The following is a 17,803-nucleotide window of genomic DNA, read 5'->3' as shown; positions in this document are numbered from 1 at the left end:
AAAAGTCTAGGTCTGTGGATCTCCGTCGGCCAAGCGCCCCAAGATCAGTGCAATCCGCAGCGTGAACGCGGACCTCACATCGGAGGGTGACCACCCGGTGACGTCAGTCACACGTCGCAGCCGGTAGCGCACGGTGTTGGGGTGCACGAACAGCATCCTCGCCGCACCCTCAAGACTGCTCGCCTGTTCCAGATAGACACTCAGAGTCTCCAGCAGCGCGGACCCCGCTTCCTCAAGCGGTCTGTAGATCTCCTCCACCAACTGCTCACGCGCGGCGGGGTCGGAGGCGATCGCGCGCTCCGGCAGCAGATCGTCAGCGAGCACCGGGCGCGGTGCGTCCTGCCAGGCGAAACACGCCTTGAGGCCGGCCGCCGCGGCCTGCGCGGACTTCGTCGCGGCCAGCAGATCGGGCACCACCGGGCCCGCCACGACGGGGCCCGCCGCGTAGGGGCCGATCAGCGCCTTGGCGACCTGGAGCGGGTTGTCGCTGCCGCCCGCGATCACCACGAGCCGGTCGCCGAGCACACCGGTGAGGACCTGGAGCTTGGCGTGCCTGGCCGCCCGGCGGATCGCCTCCACGGTCAGTTCGCTGTCCCCGTCCGGGGCGGTGCCGAGCAGGACGCAGACATGTTCGGGGGAGTTCCAGCCGAGGGCCGCCGCCCGGGAGACGGCGCCCTCATCGGCCTCCCCGGAGAGCACGGCGTTCACGACGAGCGATTCCAGCCGGGCGTCCCACGCGCCGCGTGCCTCGGCGGCCTGCGCGTACACCTGTGCCGTCGCGAAGGCGATCTCCCGCGCGTACACGAGCAGCGCCTCGCGCAGCGCGGACTCGTCGCCGGGGGCCGCGACCTCCTCGATCGCCGTCTCCATGACCTCGATCGTGGTCCGAACCATCTCGACGGTCTGGCGCAGGGTGATCGCCCGCGTCAGCTCGCGCGGGGCTGTGCCGAAGACATCGGTGGAGATGGCCTGCGGGGTCTCGGGGTGGCGGAACCACTCGGTGAACGCGGCGATACCGGCCTGGGCGACCAGCCCGATCCAGGAACGGTTCTCCGGCGGCATCGCGCGGTACCACGGCAGCGTCTCGTCCATGCGGGCGATGGCGTTCGCGGCGAGCCGTCCTGAGGACTGCTCCAGCCGCCGCAGCGTCGCGGGGTGCGGATGGGGTTCGTTCGAGGGTTCAGCCACGGGTCAAGAGTGCCTTATCGGAGCCACCGCCCGCGGGGGAGGGGTCGGCGGGCGTCTCGTCCCGTCCCCGCCGGAGCGCCTACCGTGAAGCCGTGATTCTCGTACGGTACGCAGCGCAGCGCTATGTCGGCGGCGACCCCTCGGCGGGCATCGAGTCCCTGCACGCCTTCTCCTTCGGGCGCTTCTACGATCCGGACAATCTGCGCTTCGGCGCTGTCCTCGCCTGCAATGAGGAGCGGCTCGCGCCCGGCGCCGGGTTCGACGAGCACCCGCACAGTCATACGGAGATCGTCACCTGGGTCGTCGAGGGCGAGCTGACGCACCGCGACTCGGCCGGCCACGCCACCGTCGTGCGGCCGGGGGACGTCCAGCGGCTCAGCTCGGCCGGCGGGGTGCGGCATGTGGAACGCAATGACGGCGACCGGCCGCTGGTCTTCGTACAGATGTGGCTGGCGCCGCTGGAGCCGGGCGGCGACCCGGCGTACGAGGTCGTGCGCGGTATCGCCGACTCCACGCCGTACGCCCTGCCGAGGGCCGGGGCCATGCTGCACGTACGGCGTCTGCGGGACGGCGAGCGCTCCGCCGTGCCCGACGCGCCGTATGTGTACGTCCAGGTGGTGCGCGGTGGGGTACGGATCGATGGCGCGGCGGGGCCCGCGCTGGGGCCGGGCGACTCGGCGCGGATCACGGACGCGGAAGGGCTCGAACTGGTGGCGGCCCCGGCGGCGGAGGTACTGCTCTGGGAGATGTCGGACTGAGAGTCCGGGCCGGGAGCCCAGACCGAGAGTCCGGGCCGAGAGTCCGGGCCGGGAGCCCAGACCGGGAGTCGGGGCCGAGCATTCGGGCCGAGTGCTCAGGCCGACAGCTCCGCGAGGACCGCGTCGGTGAACGGCGGCCAGGCCGCGACCGCCCACGGCCCGAAGTCCCGGTCCGCCAGCGCCACACAGGCCGCCCCCGCGTCCGGGTCGACCCACAGGAACGTACCGGACTGCCCGAAGTGCCCGAAGGTGCGCGGCGAGGACGAGGCGCCCGTCCAGTGCGGGGACTTGGCGTCCCGGATCTCCAGGCCGAGCCCCCAGTCGTTGTTCTTCTGGAAGCCGTAACCGGGCAGTACGCCGGACAGCCCGGGATGGACGACCGTCATCGCCTCCAGGACCGTGCGCGCGTCCAGCAGCCGGGGCGCCTGGAGTTCGGCGGCGAACCGCGTCAGATCGTCGACGGTCGAGATCCCGTCCCTGGCCGGCGACCCGCCCTCGGGCAGCGAGGTCGCGGCCATGCCCAGCGGCTCGAACACGGCCTCGCGGAGATAGTCGGGGAACGCGATCCCGGTGGCCTTGGCGATATGGTCGCCGAGCACCTCGAAGCCCGCGTTGGAGTACAGCCGGCGGGTGCCCGGCGCGTTGGCCACGCGGTGTTCGTCGAAGGCCAGACCGCTGGTGTGCGCGAGCAGATGACGGACGGTGGACCCCTCGGGCCCGGCCGGCTCGTCCAGCTCGACGGCCCCCTCCTCGTACGCCACCAGCGCCGCGTACGCGGCCAGCGGCTTGGTCACGGAGGCGAGCGGAAAGCGCCGCGCCGTCGGGCCGTACGATCCGACGACGGTGCCGTCCGCACGTACGACGGCGGCCGCGGCGTTCGTCACCGGCCAGTTCTCGATCATCGCCAGGCTCTGCATGGTGACGAGGTTAGCGAGAGGGTCCCCCGCGTCGCGGGGGTGGGGGTGCGGGCGGGACGCATCCGAGGTGGCGGGAAACTCGCCGACATTTCGCTTGCTTCGAGTGCACTCGAAGGATCTAGCGTTGAGGGTATGACGCTGATGGAGAGCACCCCCGTACGGACGGCCCGCGTGGACGAGTGCGTGTCGGCGCCGCGCCCGCATCCGCGGCCCGACGGCGCGGCGCGCTACACGATCAGCGAGGTCGCCTCCTTCACCGGACTCTCGGCGCACACCCTGCGCTGGTACGAGCGGATCGGCCTCATGCCGCATGTGGACCGGTCGCACACCGGCCAGCGCCGCTTCAGCAACAAGGACCTGGACTGGCTCACCTTCGTGGGGAAGCTGCGGCTCACCGGCATGCCCGTGGCGGACATGGTCCGGTACGCCGAGCTGATCAGGCTGGGTGAGGACACGTTCGAGGAGCGGCAGGAGCTGCTGGAGCGGACACGCCGTGATGTCCATCGGCGGATCGCCGAGCTGCAGGACACTGTCGCCGTACTCGACTACAAGATCAGCTTTTACGCGGGCGCCCGCAAGGCGTCGGAGAGGGTCTGAACCCCGATGAGCGACAGCAGGATCGAAAAGGTGCGGCTCGGTGCCGATGGGCCGGAGGTCGGTGTCCAGGGGCTCGGCTGCATGGGAATGAGCCAGTCCTACGGGCCGACGGACGCCGACGAGGCGCGGGCCACCCTGGAACGCGCCCTGGAGCTGGGCGTGACGCTGTACGACACGGCGGACGCCTACGGCGCGGGGGAGAACGAGAAGTTCATCGCGCCGTTCGTCCGGGCGCACCGGGACGAGATCGTCCTCGCCACCAAGTTCGCCCTGCGCCTCGACCCGGCCGACCCCACCAAGCGGATCATCCGCAATGACGCGCCCTATATCCGCGAGTGCGTCGAGGGAAGTCTGAAGCGTCTCGGCGTCGACCACATCGACCTCTACTACATGCACCGGCGCGATGTGAACGTCCCCATCGAGGAGACGGTCGGCACGATGGCCGATCTGGTGCGCGAGGGCAAGGTCGGCCACCTCGGGCTGAGCGAGGTCACCGGCCGCGAGCTGCGGGCCGCGCAGGCCGTGCACCCGATCGCCGCCCTCCAGTCGGAGTGGTCGCTGTTCAGCCGCGACATCGAGGCGAACGCCGTACCGGCCGCCGCCGAGCTGGGCGTCGCGCTCGTGCCGTACTCCCCGCTCGGCCGGGGCTTTCTGACCGGCGCGTTCGTCAACGCCGACCAGGAGCTGGGCGCCGACGACTTCCGTCGCCAGCAGCCCCGCTTCACCGGTGACAACGCCGCCGCGAACGCCGCGCTGCTCGATCCGGTACGCAAGATCGCCGAGGGCAGGAACGCCACCCTGGGGCAGGTCGCGCTGGCCTGGGTGCAGCAGCAGGCCGGGCTGCACGGGCTGGCCGTCGTACCGATCCCCGGGACCCGCAAACGCAGCCGGATCGAGGAGAACACCGCCGCCACGCGGCTCATCCTCACCGAGAGCGAGATGCGGCTGCTGGAGCCGATCGCGGGCCAGGTGGCCGGCGGCCGGTACACCGATATGTCGTTCACCTCGGCCGGCCGCGAGTAGCCGGGCAGTCCGACGCCTCGCGCGGGGCCGGCGCTCATGCCAGCCCCAGCGCGAAGACCGCGAAGCCCGCCGCCAGCAGCCCCGCTGCCGCGCGGCGGGCCTTCGACGCGCGCGTCCCGGTCTGCCACGGGGCGTCGAAGCGGCGCGCGTACCGCCCGATGAGGACGAGCAGCGTCGCGAAGAGCGGCATCCAGGTCAGCCGCACCACGATCCAGCCGAGGGAGTCGGGTGAGGTCGTCAGACCGGCCACCGGCCCGAGGAAGGACGCGGGCACGGCGGCGGCGAGCATCGCCGTCTGGTGCCAGCACAGGATCGTCATCGCGCACAGATTGATGACGACGACCGGCGCCCACAGCGCGGGCCTGCTCAGCAGCCGCCCGATCCGGTCGCGCAGCAGGATCGCCGCACCGCTCTGCGCGGCGGCGAGGGCGAGTACCAGCAGGGACGGCGGATGCGAGTTGGTACGGGTCTCGCCGGGCACGCCGACCATCGACGCCGGGTAGTGGAAGACGACCAGCAGCGCGGCGAAGAGCAGCGTGCCGCCGATGAGCAGGACACGTGCCCCGCGCCGGCCGATCCGTCCCTCGCCCCAGGAGACTCCGAGCTGATAGGCGAAGAGCCAGCCGGGCAGGATGTTCACCATGCTCAGCCAGGACGGCATGGTGTCGGCATACGGTCCGTAGCGCAGGAAGTCGACGACGGCGACCGACACCAGCAGGGGAGCGGCGGCCCAGCCGCCCAGCTTGTGTGCGGCGCGCACACAGTACGGGGTCAGCGCGGTGACCACCGTATAGACCCCGACGAACCACAGGGGCTGGATCACCAGCGTCGATCCGGTGCGCAGCGTGGTCTCGGGTACGCCGAGCGCGTACAGCGGCGGCATCATCGCCGCCCAGACGGCCGTCACCCCGAGGACGGGCCTGCCGAGCCGCGTCACGCGCTGCCGGAGCCAGGCGGCGGTGGTGGATTTCCGTCTGCGGTACGAGAGTACGGAGGCGTATCCCCCGACCAGGAAGAAGATGCCCAGCATCTGGAGCACCCAGCTCACCGGCGCGAATCCGCCGAAGGCGGCGAGCGGGCTGGCGTTGTGCAGCGCGCCGTCGGAGTCCAGGGTGAAGCCGCCGAGCAGCCAGTGTCCGGTGGGTACGGCGAGCAGCGCGAGGGCGCGCAGCCCGTCGATCGCGCGGTCGCGGTGGGCGGGGGTCCGTGCCTCGATCTTCTCGATCGTGGTCGCGAGCGTCGTCATCGGACCTCTCCCCGCGTGATGTCGTCCCGCGTGATGTCGTCCTGTGCGATGTCGCTCCGCGTGATCCGGCCCTGTGCGATGTCGCTCCGCGTGATCCGGCCCTGGGCGATGGCGGCGAAGGCGCGCAGCGAGTCCGTGCCGGGGACGAAGTAGCCGGTGTGGCCCTCGGCCAGGTCGGCGGGCACCCGGCGCGCGCCGAAGGACGGGGCCGCCGGGTCCTGGCCATGGCCCAGGCCCGCGATCTCGACATGGGGGACCCTGGAGATCCAGTCGGAGGGATTCTTCGCGGCCCAGACCCGTGCGTCGGTATGGAGGTCCGCCCTATGTCCGGCCCGCATTCCAGGGGCGCCGAGCACCACGATGTCGGTGGCGTTCACCTCGGAGGCGGCGAGCCCGCACACCACGGCGCCATAGCTGTGGCAGAACAGCACAGGTTGGCCGACCCCGGCCGCCGTGAGCCCCTGCGTGAACCGTGCCAGTCGGCCGGCCCCCGCCTCGGCGAGATCACCGGTGGCCACGTCGAGACCGAACCCGACAGGGGTGGTGTAACCGGCCCACGCGATCACGGCGGTACGGCCGCCCGTCGCCGCTCGCAGCGCCCCGGCCATGCCGGCGGGCGTACCGTACGGATCCTTCGTACGGTCGAAGGTCGCCGCGTCGATGTCCGAGCCCGGTACGACGACGGACACATGGCGTGCGGTCGCCAGATCCCCGTACACCTCGGCGACTTGGCCACGACCGCGCGGGTCGAAGGCGAGGATCTGCCGCCCGGGCTTCGCCAGGCGCTCGTACCGGGGGTCGTGCTCGGCCCGTATCGCACGGGAGTTGGCCTCGTACCGCAGTGCGACCGGCGCGCCGTCGAGATTGCCGACGACCAGTGGATGGCGGCGGACGAGTTGCTGACTCCGGCTGGGCGTCAGTGTGGCGAAGAACCGCGCCACTTGGCCGGGTGTGGCGCTCGCCGGGTCGGGCAGTGCCCGGCCGAGCGAGTCGTCGGCACGCCAGGCGGCGCTTCCCACGGGCGGTCCCGTGACGGCCCGTTGGATGTTGCCGGAGGCCCAGCCCGCTGTTCCCCCGACCATGGCCGTCGCCAGTGCGGCGGCGACCAGGGTCCTCCTGAAGCGGCGCATGCCCGTCTCCTTCTTCCCGCTCGTCCATGTGGTGGCGAGGAGGAAGGTAGGAAGAGGGTGTGTGGCCGGACATCACACCGGGGAGCCAACCGCCGTGTCATACCGGGGTAGTGGGGGTGCCGGTCCACGCCCGTGCCTGCCCGTCCGTGCGGGCGCGCGGGCGCGCGGCATTGCGGTACGAGGGGGCAGCCCGGGGCGGGGTCCGGACGACGGGTCAGGCGGGCGCGTCGCCCGGGGTGACCAGGCCCGACTCGTAGGCGAAGATCACCGCTTGCGCGCGGTCGCGCAGCGAGAGCTTGGACAGGACACGGCCGATATGGGTCTTCACCGTCTGTTCGGCGACCACGAGATGTTCGGCGATCTCCTGGTTGGACAGCCCCCGGGCGATCAGTTCGAGCACCTCGGTCTCCCGGGGCGTGAGTCCGCGCAGCCGCAGCGAGGGGTCCTTGCGGCCACGGGCGGGGCGCTGCTGGGCGAAGTCCGCGATCAGCCGCCGGGTCACGGACGGCGCGAGCAGCGCCTCACCGGCCGCGACGATCCGTACCGCCGCGATGAGATCGGCCGGGGGCGCGTCCTTGAGCAGGAAGCCCGACGCCCCGGCGCGCAGCGCCTCGTAGACATAGTCGTCGACGTCGAAGGTGGTCAGCATCAGCACCTTCGGCAGATGCACCACCCCCACCGGGGGGTTCAACAGCTCGCGGGCGGCGGCGAGTCCGTCCATCTCCGGCATCCGGACATCCATCAGGACCACATCCGGGTGGACGGAGCGGCTTACCTCGATGCCCTGGCGGCCGTCGGGCGCCTCACCCACCACATCGATGTCTGCCTGCGCCGACAGCAGAGCGGCGAACCCCGCGCGCACCATGGCCTGGTCGTCGACGATGATCACGCGGATGGTCAAGGAGCGTCCTTACGGGCCGGACCGGCCGGGCCGGTGACGTCGGTGAGATCGGTGGAGTCCGTGGAGCCGCGAGAGGCGGACGAGGTGGACGAAACGGGCGAGGCCGATGGGGCCGCTGGGGCGTTCGCGTCCGTCAGCGGAAGCCGCGCGGCGACCCGGAAGCCGCCGTCCGGCAGCGGTCCGGTGTCGAGCGTGCCGCCGGTCAACCGTACGCGTTCCCGCATACCGATCAGGCCGTGGCCCGTTCCACCGGGCTCCAGCGGTGAAGTGCGCTCGGCGCCCGGGCCGTTGACGATCAGGACGGTCAGCCAGTCACCGTCGGAGACCACCGAGACCCGGGTCGGCGCGCCGGACGCGTGCCGCACCACATTGGCCAGCGCCTCCTGCACGATCCGGTACGCGGAGAGATCCACGGCCGGCGGGACGGGTCCCAGCTCGGCGGGGAGCGACACCTCGGCCGGTACCCCCGCCCGTACCGTCGCCTCCACCAGCTGCTGCACCCGGTCGAGCCCCGGCTGCGGGGTGCGCTCGCTCTCCGTACCGTCGCTGCGGAGCACCGCGAGCAGCCGCCGCATCTCCGTCAGGGATTCCCGCGCGCTCGCCGCGATGGTGGAGAACTCCTCGCGCGCGGAGTCCGGCAGTCCGTCGATCCGGTACGGCGCCGAGTCCGCCTGCACCGTGATCACCGACATGTGGTGGGCCACCACATCGTGCAGCTCACGCGCGATGCGGGCGCGCTCCTCCAGCAGCGTGCGCCGGGCGCGCTCGGCCTCACTGATGGTCTCCTGCTCCACCAGTCTGCGCTGGGCGTCGCGCCGTTCGCGCAGCGCCGCCGTCACGACGAGGAAGACGCCGCTCAGGACGAACAGCAGCAGATGGGTGCCGTCGCTGCGGTCCTGCGAGATCAACTCGAAGAGGAACCCGGCCGCACCGGTCGCCAGCCAGACCGCGAGCAGGGTACGGCGCGATTCGCGCAGCCCCAGGCAGATCATCAGCACCAGATAGCCGATGATCACCGTGGGGGTCCACGGCCAGGCCCGGCCCACGACACCGTCCGCGCTCTGGAGCAGAAGCCCGCCCACGACATCGGCGGTGAAGATGATCCACCAGGCCTGGAGCGGCCGGCTCACGGCGAGCAGCAGGGGAGTGGCCTGCGCGGTGGCCAGCGCCCCCGCCCAGCCGCCGCCCAGCCGGTAGTCCTGCACGAGGACCGTGGTGGTGACCGGCAGCAGGGTCACGGCGAAGCCGAAGAGCACCACATACGGCGCGAACCGCTGCCATCGCTTGGGCGCCCACGCGAACAGCGGTTCGGTGGACTGCGCCGGCGTACGCAGCGCGCCGAAGAGCGCGCGCGCCGCGTCACGCCACAGGGCGGAGCGCGGTGGCGAGGGCGGCGACAACGGCCGGGGCGGGACTGACGGCCGGGGCGGGGCAGACGGCCGGGGAGGCGGCGACGGCGACGGTGGGGTACTCATGACCCGTTCAGCCTAGGCAGCACCGCACGATCCGGCGTCATACCGAGGAGTCGGTCCTGATGTCATACCGGAGTATGACGTCACGGCCCGGAACCGGGGTACGTCACAGCTCCTACCGAGGCACGTCACAGCTCTCCTGCCGGGGGTAGGCCGGGGTAGGTCACAGCTCCGCCAGCAGCTCCGCCTTCTTCGCGCTGAACTCGTCGTCCGTCACCAGACCCGCGCTGTGCAGCTCGCCGAGATGCCGGATCCGCTCCGCCACTTCCGCCGGATCGCGGCGGGCGGGGACCACCGCGTGGGCCGGGACGGCCGCGCGGCCCGTCGCCGCGCCCTGGACCGCCTCCAGAACCGCCGCCGCGAACGGCAGTGACTCATGCACCGGTCCATAGCCCAGTCCGAAGACGACGGCCGCCGGATCGTGGTCCGCCTGGGCGGGCTGCCCCTGCGCCGGGCCAGGACCGTCGCGCCGGAGCAGCCGCAGATAGCCGTCGAAGAGTTCGGGGGAACGCCACTCGACGCCCTGGAGCTCGGTGACCGGGAGGCTCTGGTCACCCGCCTTCCATTTGGCGGAGGAGGCACCCGTCCAGAACCAGCGGAAGGACACCCGGTGCCCGTCGAAGGACGCCTTGGCGTCGTACGCCTTGAACTGGAGCGGTGGCTCCGGCGCGGTCACCAGATAGCGCTCGGCGGGCTCCCGCTCGTCCCATATGTCCCCGGCCCCGGTCCGCCGGGCCCGGGCGAGCGCGGCGCGCAACTCGTCGGCGTAGTACTCCGCGAGGGTCTCGCGCTCGGCCGGCAGCACCAGCCGGTACGGATCGCCGCTCTCCCTGAGCTGCCCGGCCGCCGCTTCCGTAAGAGGGTCGGCGCCGGCTCTCGGCACGGCGTGCAGCACCACCGTCCCGCGTCTGCTGGGAGTGAGCGTCACCGATGACAACGCCTCGTGGGGAATACGGCGTTCGCCCAGCGCCTGAAAGAGCTTCGGCGTCCGGATCCCCCGTTCGAAGCGGATGAGCACGGAGTCGCTTTCGAACTCCCAGGTGGCATGAATCCCCTGAAGCACATCACCCATGTGCTTCATCGTAGGCGGCGGGCGCCCTCGCGTCGCCTGCCGCAGCGCGGGAATTCTACGCGCGTCAGCCCGGGGCCCCGCCCCGGCGACACCGCCGGCGGCCGCTTCTCAGTCGGCGTCGGGGATGCCGCTGCGGCAGGCGTCGGCTCCGTCCGCGCAGCTCACCGCGGGGTAGGAACCCACCCCGATGTCCGCGAAGTTGTCGAGGCTCTCCGTACCCGGCTGGAAGTAGCCGGCGTGACCGATCGCCCCGCGCGCCGAGATCACCCGCGCGCCGAAGCCCCGGGCCACCGGATCGGCGCCATGGCCGAGGCCGCCGACCGCCATGTAGGGGACGTCCTGGATCCAGTCGTCACGGTCCCGCATGGCCCATACATACGCGCCCGTGCGCAGTTGCGCGGCGTTTCCGACACGCATGCCGGGGCTGCCCGCGACCGCTACGTCCGTGACCCTGCCCGGCAGTGCGTGCGCGGCGACGCCGCACACGACGGAGCCGTAGCTGTGGCAGAACAGCGAGACCCGTGACGTCCCCGGCAGCGCGGTGGTCAGCGCGGCGAGCCGTACGGCACCGTCCTCCGCGAGCTTGCCGATCGCCGCGTCCACACCGAGACCGGCGGGCGCGGTGTAGTCGGCCCACGCGATGACGGCGGTACGGGTGTCGGCGTCGGCTGCCCGCTCGGCGGAGTACAGCGACTCGGCCATGCCGGCCGGCGCGCTGTACCAGCGGTTGGTCCGCTCGAACGTCAGCACATTGGTGTCGACTCCGGGGACGATGACGGAGACGCGCTCGGCGCGGTCGAGGTCGCCGAGGACCTCGGCCGCGCGCCCCTTGCCCGAGGGATCGAACGCGAGGATCTGCCGGTCGCCGCTGAGCATCGACTCGTACCGGTTCATCCGGCGGCCCGCCTGTTGACGGCCGTCGTCCGACAGTCTGGTGTCGCGCATACGGCGCTCCTCCACCGTGCGCGCCTGCGTCAGGGCCAGCCGGTTGGCGCGATAGCGAAGGGTGACCGGGGCGCCGTTGAGATTGCCCACGACCAGCGGGTACTTGACGGCCAGCCGTTCCTGCTCTCCTCGGGTGAGGGAGGCGAAGAAGGCGGCGAGACGCTTCGGCGACGCGTCGGGGCTCGGCAGATGACGGACGCCTATCCGGCCCCTCTCCCATGCGCTGAGGGCGAGTTTCAGGGGCTCGCCGGGACCGCGCCGGTTCGCCACGGCCGTCCAGCCGGTGGAGGTCAGCATCACGAACACCACGGCGAGAGCGAGGAGAGCGCGCCATGCGTTGAGGGTGGGTGAGGAGTCGAAGGAGGTCACTACCGCTCAGCCTAGGACGAGCGCGGGGACCCTCGTGACGAGGGTGAGTCAGATCACGCGCCAAGGAGGATTGGACCGAGGTTAACCGCACCGAACGCGCGGGCGGCGTCTACGCCCCGGCGCGTCGCGGAGCTGTCATCAGGCGGGTCCGCGTTCTGTGTCGCACGCCGGCGTCCGCCAGTTCCCCGCGAGCGCGGGGCCGAGTTGGTCGAGATAGACCCTGGTGACCTCCTGAAGCGACTCCACACTCGCGTCCCGGCCCCGCCCCCAGATCTGGCCGGTCACCCGCATGACGCCGGTGAACGAGGCGACGGCGACCCGCGGCCGTGGATCGGTGTTCATGTCCAGGCCCTCGCGGTCCGCGATCAGTTGGGCGATCCCCTCCTCCAGCTCCGCCGTGCGCCGCAGATGGACGGCGCTCAGGGCCGGAGTCGACTCGATCAGCTGATACGTCCGCATATAGAGCTCGACCGGGACGATGGCGTCCAGCGCTTCGCTGACGGAGTCCCAGGCCGACTCGACGGCGTTGCGCATCGCCTCGAACGGGGTCTCCTCCGCGGGCCGTGCGCGCAGGGAGTCGACGAACTTGTTCTCGACCATGTCCACGACGGCGAAGGCGGCCTCCTCCTTGCTGGCGAAATAGCGGAAGAAGGTGCGCTGGGACACCTCCACGGCGTCCGTGATCTCGTCGATGGTGGTTTGTTCGTACCCCTGGGTCGTGAACAGTTCGAGCGCCACACGCAACAGGGCGTCGCGGGTACGGCGCTTCTTGCGGGCACGCAACCCGATGGTCATGTTCTGCCCGGGGGTCAACGCAATGTCCTCATTCCACCGCTTTTACTACTGAATGTTATTCAGTCTAGCTGTGAGCCACGTGACAGTTACTTGCTTAAGAAATTGTTTGTCAACTGTCAGTAGCTGACACTAACGTTTGCGGTATGACTAGTCAGACCACTGTCGACAAGGTGCCGCTGTCGCCGGAACCCCCGGAGCCGGCGCTGTCCAAGCCGCCCAAGGGGCTGCGCGGCCACCCCTGGCTCACGCTGTTCTCCGTGGCGATCGGCGTCATGATGGTGGCGCTAGATGGCACCATTGTCGCGATCGCGAACCCTGCCATCCAGAAGGACCTCGGCGCCACTTTCGCCGATGTGCAGTGGATCACCAACGGCTACTTCCTCGCGCTCGCCGTGGCGCTGATCACCGCCGGCAAGCTCGGTGACCGGTTCGGTCACCGGCAGACCTTCCTTATCGGCGTTGTCGGCTTCGCCGCTGCCTCGGGGGCCATCGGGCTCTCCGACAGCATCTCCTACGTGATCATCTTCCGGGTGCTCCAGGGGCTCTTCGGCGCTCTGCTGATGCCGGCCGCGCTCGGTCTGCTGCGTGCCACCTTCCCCGCCGAGAAGCTCAACATGGCCATCGGTATCTGGGGCATGGTCATCGGCGCCTCGACCGCGGGCGGCCCGATCCTGGGCGGCGTGCTGGTCGAGCACGTCAGCTGGCAGTCGGTCTTCTTCATCAATGTGCCGGTCGGTGTGGTCGCGCTGATCGTCGGCGGGCTGATCCTGCGGGACCACCGGGCGGCGAACGCCCCGAGGTCCTTCGACATCCTCGGCATCGTGCTGCTCTCGGGCGCCATGTTCTGTCTGGTCTGGGCGATCATCAAGGCGCCGGTCTGGGGCTGGGGCGACGGCAAGACCTGGCTCTTCATGGGCGCGGCCGTGCTCTCCTTCGTGCTCTTCGCCGTCTGGGAGACGAAGGTCAGGGAACCGCTCGTACCGCTGGCGCTCTTCCGCTCCGTACCGCTCTCCGCCGGTGTGGTGCTGATGGCGCTGATGGCCATCGCCTTCCTGGGCGGCCTCTTCTTCGTCACCTTCTATCTCCAGAACGTGCACGGCATGAGCCCGGTCGACAGCGGTCTCCATCTGCTGCCGCTCACCGGCATGATGATCGTCGGCTCGCCCCTCGCGGGCATCCTGATCACCAAGGTGGGGCCGCGGATCCCGCTGGCCGGCGGCATGGCGCTGACCGCGGTCGCCATGTTCGGCATGTCCACCCTGGAGACCGGTACCGGCAGCTTCACCATGTCGATCTGGTTCGCGCTGCTCGGCCTCGGCCTCGCTCCTGTCATGGTCGGCGCGACCGAGGTCATCGTGGGCAACGCCCCGATGGAGCTGTCGGGTGTGGCCGGCGGAATCCAGCAGTCCGCCATGCAGATCGGCGGCAGCCTCGGTACGGCCGTACTCGGCGCCGTCATGGCCTCCAAGGTCTCCAACGACCTGCCGGGCAACTGGACGGGGGCCGGGTTGCCGCCGCTCAGCCCCGCGCAGGCCGACCAGGCCGCCGAAGCGGTCCAGGTCGGGGTGGCTCCGGTGCCGCCGGACACCCCCGCCGCCGTCGCCGAGAAGATCACGGGCATCGCGCACGACACCTTCATGTCGGGTATGAGCCTGGCCTGTCTCGTGGCGGCCGGTGTCGCGGTCGTGGCGGTCTTCGTCGCCCTGCTGACGAAGCGCGGCAGCAACGCGGACGCCGCGGGCGGAGGGGTGCACATCTGACGTCAGCCCCCGGCTGACCCCACGTCAACTCAGCGCCCGCGACAGCCCCGCCGGAAGGTTCCGGCGGGGCTGTCGCCTATCCGGGTGGAGGCTGCCGCGCCCCCTTCCCGTGGCCAAGTTCCGCAGGTCAGAGTGTGGTTGACCGACTTCGCACCACACACGGGGACCGATTCATATGCGCAAGACCACACTCACAGCCATGTCCGCCGGGGCGCTGGCCGTCGCCGCCCTGCTGCCGGCGACCGTCGCCGAGGCGGCGCCGCCCCGCCTCGGTGATTGCGCCACCGGCGAGTTGTGCCTCTGGCAGAAGGAGGACTTCCGGGGCGCGCGGCAGACGCACGAGCTGTCGGCCACCGATATCGACAGCTGTGTGCCGCTTCCGGCGGGCACCAGCGCGCAGTCACTGGCCAACCGGACGGGACGGAACGTGACCACCTATCAGTCCGCCGAGTGCGCGGAGACAGGGGAGTTCGAGACATATCCGGGCAAGGGCAGTTGGATGCCGCGGTCGCCGTACCGGGTACGGGCCTTCAAGATCTGGGAGCGCTGATCGGAGTGCGAAAGGGCGAAGGGCGGCGGAACCGATGGGTCCCGCCGCCCTCCTCCCGCCTCACACGCGGTGAGCCGTCAGGCGTCGCCGCCGGCCGCGCCCGGGTCGGCCGCCGAGGCGTCCAGCAACTGGTAGCGGTCCACCGCCTGCTTCAGCACCGAACGGTCGACCTTGCCCTCCTTGGCCAGCTCGGTGAGCACGCCGAGCACGATCGACTCCGCGTCGATGTGGAAGAAGCGACGGGCCGCGCCGCGCGTGTCCGCGAAGCCGAAGCCGTCCGCGCCCAGCGACTGGTACGTGCCGGGCACCCAGCGCGAGATCTGGTCCGGTACCGATCGCATCCAGTCGGAGACCGCCACGAACGGTCCCTCGGCGCCGGACAGCTTCCGGGTGACATACGGAACGCGCTGGTCCTCCTCCGGGTGCAGCAGATTGTGCCGCTCCACCTCGACGGCCTCACGGCGCAGCTCGTTCCAGGACGTCGCCGACCAGACATCGGCCCGTACGTTCCACTCCTCGGCGAGGATCCGCTGTGCCTCCAGCGCCCATGGCACGGCCACGCCGGACGCCAGGATCTGCGCCGGGATCGAGCCCCGCTCGCCGCGCCTGTAGCGGTGGATCCCCTTGAGGATGCCCTCCACATCCACATCGGCGGGCTCGGCGGGGTGCTGGATCGGCTCGTTGTAGACGGTGAGGTAGTAGAAGATGTCCTCGCTGTCGGGGCCGTACATCCGGCGCAGACCGTCCTGGACGATATGCGCGATCTCGAAGCCGTAGGCCGGGTCGTACGCGACGCAGCCCGGGTTGGTCGAGGCCAGCAGATGCGAATGGCCGTCCGCGTGCTGAAGCCCCTCACCGGTCAGAGTCGTACGTCCGGCGGTCGCGCCCAGTACGAACCCACGCGCGAGCTGGTCGGCCATCTGCCAGAACTGGTCGCCGGTGCGCTGGAAACCGAACATCGAGTAGAAGACATAGACCGGGATCAGCGGCTCGCCATGGGTGGCGTACGCCGAGCCCGCCGCGATGAGCGAGGCCGTGCAGCCCGCCTCGGAGATGCCGTCGTGCAGCATCTGGCCGGTCGGCGACTCCTTGTACGCGAGCAGCAGCTCACGGTCCACGGACTCGTACTGCTGGCCCAGCGGGTTGTAGATCTTGGCGCTCGGGAAGAACGAGTCCATACCGAACGTGCGGTACTCATCGGGGGCGATCAGCACGAAGCGCCTGCCGATCTCCTTGTCCCGCATCAGGTCCTTGAGCAGCCGGACGAACGCCATGGTGGTGGCGATCGACTGCGTGCCGGAGCCCTTCTTCACCGACGCGTAGGTCTTGTCCCCGGGCAGGTTCAGCGGCTTCGCCCGTACGACCCTGGTCGGTACGTACCCGCCCAGCGACTTACGGCGGTCGTGCATGTACTGGATCTCTTCCGAGTCCCGGCCGGGGTGGTAGTACGGCGGCGCGCCGTCCTCCAGCTCCCTGTCCGTGATCGGCAGGTGCAGCCGGTCGCGGAAGCCCTTCAGGTCGGAGACCGTCAGCTTCTTCATCTGGTGGGTCGCGTTGCGGCCCTCGAAGTTCGGCCCCAGCGTCCAGCCCTTGACGGTCTGCGCCAGGATCACCGTCGGCTGGCCCTTGTGGGCCTTGGCCGCCGCGTACGCCGCGTAGACCTTCCTGTGGTCGTGACCGCCGCGGCCCAGATGCAGGATCTGGTCGTCGGTCATGTTCTCGACCATGGCACGCAGCCGCTGGTCGTCGCCGAAGAAGTGTTCACGGATATACGCGCCGGTCTCGGTGGCGTACGTCTGGAATTGCCCGTCCGGCGTGGTGTTCAGCCGGTTGACCAGTACGCCGTCCCTGTCCTGCGCGAGCAGCGGGTCCCAGGAGCGGTCCCAGACCAGCTTGATGACATTCCAGCCGGCCCCGCGGAACTGCGACTCCAACTCCTGGATGATCTTGCCGTTGCCGCGCACCGGGCCGTCGAGACGCTGGAGATTGCAGTTCACGACGAAGGTCAGATTGTCCAGGCCCTCACGGGCGGCGATGGACAACTGGCCCAGCGACTCGGGCTCGTCCATCTCGCCGTCGCCGAGGTACGCCCAGACATGCGAGGCGGAGGTGTCGGCGATGCCGCGCGCCTCCATATAGCGGTTCATCCGGGCCTGGTAGATCGCGCCGAGCGGGCCGAGGCCCATCGAGACGGTCGGGAACTCCCAGAAGTCCGGCATCAGCCGCGGGTGCGGATAGCTGGACAGTCCGTAAGGGGCCTTCGACTTCTCCTGGCGGAACGCGTCGAGCTGCGTCTCGCTGAGCCGGTCGAGCAGGAAGGCGCGGGCGTAGATACCGGGGGAGGCATGGCCCTGGAAGAAGATCTGGTCGCCGCCGTCACCGCCGTCCTTGCCCCGGAAGAAATGGTTGAAGCCCACGTCGTAGAGGGATGCGGAGGAGGCGAAGGTGGCGATATGGCCGCCGACGCCGATCCCCGGGCGCTGCGCGCGCGACACCATCACGGCCGCGTTCCAGCGGGTCGCGTTGAGGATCTTGCGCTCGATCTCCTCGTTGCCGGGGAAGAACGGCTCGTCCTTGGTGGCGATGGTGTTGACGTAGTCCGAGCTGCGCATCTCCGGCACAGCCACACGCTTCTCGCGTGCGCGCTCGATCAGCCGGAGCATCAGGTAGCGGGCGCGTTCACGGCCGCGCTCGTCGACAGCGGCGTCGAGCGAGTCGAGCCACTCCTGTGTCTCTTCGGGATCGAAGTCCGGGACCTGGCTGGGAAGGCCGCCAATGATGATCGGGTTGCGATCGGATCCGGAAGCCACGCTTTTCCTTCGCTGTTTGGGTCGTATCGTGCCCTGCACGCGTTCGTTGCGGTGCACGCCGTCGGGTTACTGCTGCTACGCGGGCCCGGGATCCGGGGTGTCTCACCGGAGCCCCCCGGGGCACGGGCACGTACGCCGCCTCCATCGTGTACCGCGGCGGCTGAAACGTCATCTCTACCGAGGGGTAACCCGGTACTCCGCGGAAAATACCGCGCCCGAGTCCGGCTTCCGCACCGGTCAAATCGCAACCTTACGCCCACTCCGTCCATG

15 protein-coding genes are annotated in these 17,803 nt (G+C 70.4%); 5 read left to right on the top strand and 10 right to left on the bottom strand.

What is annotated here, in order from left to right; translation table 11 throughout:
* Positions 1-6 precede the first annotated feature (6 nt).
* Positions 7-1,188 carry a PucR family transcriptional regulator gene (locus ACFRMN_RS01290; RefSeq protein WP_382874242.1) on the bottom strand — a complete coding sequence of 394 codons (1,182 nt, stop codon included), beginning with the start codon at positions 1,186-1,188 and terminating at the stop codon, positions 7-9.
* Between the two features lie 92 nt (positions 1,189-1,280).
* Between ACFRMN_RS01290 and ACFRMN_RS01285 the strand changes: the two genes are divergently transcribed.
* Positions 1,281-1,946, top strand: a complete 666-nt coding sequence (locus tag ACFRMN_RS01285) for a pirin family protein (RefSeq protein WP_383011430.1) — start codon at positions 1,281-1,283, stop codon at positions 1,944-1,946.
* A 95-nt stretch (positions 1,947-2,041) separates the two neighbouring features.
* Here ACFRMN_RS01285 and ACFRMN_RS01280 read toward each other — a convergent pair whose 3' ends face one another.
* Positions 2,042-2,863, bottom strand: coding sequence for a serine hydrolase domain-containing protein (locus tag ACFRMN_RS01280; RefSeq protein ID WP_383011427.1), 822 nt, complete (start codon positions 2,861-2,863; stop codon positions 2,042-2,044).
* Between the two features lie 132 nt (positions 2,864-2,995).
* Between ACFRMN_RS01280 and ACFRMN_RS01275 the strand changes: the two genes are divergently transcribed.
* A complete protein-coding gene (locus ACFRMN_RS01275; protein ID WP_383011425.1) occupies positions 2,996-3,460 on the top strand; it encodes a MerR family transcriptional regulator in 465 nt (154 codons plus the stop codon).
* A gap of 6 nt (positions 3,461-3,466) precedes the next feature.
* A complete protein-coding gene (locus tag ACFRMN_RS01270) occupies positions 3,467-4,483 on the top strand; it encodes an aldo/keto reductase (protein WP_383011422.1) in 1,017 nt (338 codons plus the stop codon).
* 34 nt (positions 4,484-4,517) lie between these two features.
* Here the strand turns inward: ACFRMN_RS01270 and ACFRMN_RS01265 are convergent, their stop codons facing one another.
* The 7 genes from ACFRMN_RS01265 to ACFRMN_RS01235 all read right to left on the bottom strand — a co-directional run bounded on the left by ACFRMN_RS01265 (position 4,518) and on the right by ACFRMN_RS01235 (position 12,431).
* Positions 4,518-5,729: an acyltransferase gene (locus tag ACFRMN_RS01265; RefSeq protein WP_383011419.1), complete on the bottom strand. Its 1,212-nt coding sequence runs from the start codon at positions 5,727-5,729 to the stop codon at positions 4,518-4,520.
* Positions 5,726-6,859 (bottom strand): alpha/beta hydrolase, encoded by a 1,134-nt coding sequence (locus ACFRMN_RS01260; RefSeq protein ID WP_383011416.1) that lies wholly within the window; start codon positions 6,857-6,859, stop codon positions 5,726-5,728. Before ACFRMN_RS01260 ends, ACFRMN_RS01265 begins: the two co-directional genes overlap by 4 nt.
* Positions 6,860-7,073: 214 nt before the next feature.
* Complete coding sequence (locus ACFRMN_RS01255) at positions 7,074-7,760, bottom strand: response regulator (protein ID WP_383011414.1); 687 nt, start codon at positions 7,758-7,760, stop codon at positions 7,074-7,076.
* Positions 7,757-9,235 carry a sensor histidine kinase gene (locus ACFRMN_RS01250; protein ID WP_383011411.1) on the bottom strand — a complete coding sequence of 493 codons (1,479 nt, stop codon included), beginning with the start codon at positions 9,233-9,235 and terminating at the stop codon, positions 7,757-7,759. The genes ACFRMN_RS01255 and ACFRMN_RS01250 overlap by 4 nt, the downstream gene beginning before the upstream one ends.
* Before the next feature lie 160 nt (positions 9,236-9,395).
* Positions 9,396-10,304 (bottom strand): DUF4429 domain-containing protein, encoded by a 909-nt coding sequence (locus ACFRMN_RS01245; protein ID WP_383011408.1) that lies wholly within the window; start codon positions 10,302-10,304, stop codon positions 9,396-9,398.
* A gap of 108 nt (positions 10,305-10,412) precedes the next feature.
* Positions 10,413-11,618, bottom strand: a complete 1,206-nt coding sequence (locus tag ACFRMN_RS01240) for an alpha/beta hydrolase (RefSeq protein WP_383011405.1) — start codon at positions 11,616-11,618, stop codon at positions 10,413-10,415.
* 138 nt (positions 11,619-11,756) lie between these two features.
* A complete protein-coding gene (locus ACFRMN_RS01235) occupies positions 11,757-12,431 on the bottom strand; it encodes a TetR/AcrR family transcriptional regulator (protein ID WP_383011402.1) in 675 nt (224 codons plus the stop codon).
* Positions 12,432-12,556: 125 nt separating this feature from the next.
* Here ACFRMN_RS01235 and ACFRMN_RS01230 point away from each other — a divergent pair, with 125 nt between their 5' ends.
* Both ACFRMN_RS01230 and ACFRMN_RS01225 read left to right on the top strand, forming a co-directional pair.
* Entirely contained in the window at positions 12,557-14,173 is a 1,617-nt protein-coding gene (locus tag ACFRMN_RS01230) for an MFS transporter (RefSeq protein ID WP_383011399.1), read from the top strand.
* Positions 14,174-14,348: 175 nt separating this feature from the next.
* A complete protein-coding gene (locus ACFRMN_RS01225; RefSeq protein WP_383011396.1) occupies positions 14,349-14,723 on the top strand; it encodes a peptidase inhibitor family I36 protein in 375 nt (124 codons plus the stop codon).
* 77 nt (positions 14,724-14,800) lie between these two features.
* Here the strand turns inward: ACFRMN_RS01225 and aceE are convergent, their stop codons facing one another.
* Positions 14,801-17,533, bottom strand: coding sequence for a pyruvate dehydrogenase (acetyl-transferring), homodimeric type (aceE, locus tag ACFRMN_RS01220; protein WP_383011393.1), 2,733 nt, complete (start codon positions 17,531-17,533; stop codon positions 14,801-14,803).
* Positions 17,534-17,803 lie beyond the last annotated feature (270 nt).

The sequence above is a fragment of the Streptomyces sp. NPDC056835 genome (assembly GCF_042789485.1).
Taxonomy (GTDB): domain Bacteria; phylum Actinomycetota; class Actinomycetes; order Streptomycetales; family Streptomycetaceae; genus Streptomyces.
The sequence above is the reverse complement of the archived record's forward strand: the minus strand, read 5'-3'. Positions and strand labels throughout refer to the sequence as shown.

Coding starts and splice junctions, on each gene's coding strand:
- ACFRMN_RS01265 (WP_383011419.1), bottom strand. CDS start 5,729: ATGACGACGCTCGCGACCACGATCGAGAAGATCGAGGCACGGACCCCC.
- ACFRMN_RS01280 (WP_383011427.1), bottom strand. CDS start 2,863: ATGCAGAGCCTGGCGATGATCGAGAACTGGCCGGTGACGAACGCCGCG.
- ACFRMN_RS01225 (WP_383011396.1), top strand. CDS start 14,349: ATGCGCAAGACCACACTCACAGCCATGTCCGCCGGGGCGCTGGCCGTC.
- ACFRMN_RS01230 (WP_383011399.1), top strand. CDS start 12,557: ATGACTAGTCAGACCACTGTCGACAAGGTGCCGCTGTCGCCGGAACCC.
- ACFRMN_RS01270 (WP_383011422.1), top strand. CDS start 3,467: ATGAGCGACAGCAGGATCGAAAAGGTGCGGCTCGGTGCCGATGGGCCG.
- ACFRMN_RS01245 (WP_383011408.1), bottom strand. CDS start 10,304: ATGGGTGATGTGCTTCAGGGGATTCATGCCACCTGGGAGTTCGAAAGC.
- ACFRMN_RS01250 (WP_383011411.1), bottom strand. CDS start 9,235: ATGAGTACCCCACCGTCGCCGTCGCCGCCTCCCCGGCCGTCTGCCCCG.
- ACFRMN_RS01260 (WP_383011416.1), bottom strand. CDS start 6,859: ATGCGCCGCTTCAGGAGGACCCTGGTCGCCGCCGCACTGGCGACGGCC.
- ACFRMN_RS01275 (WP_383011425.1), top strand. CDS start 2,996: ATGACGCTGATGGAGAGCACCCCCGTACGGACGGCCCGCGTGGACGAG.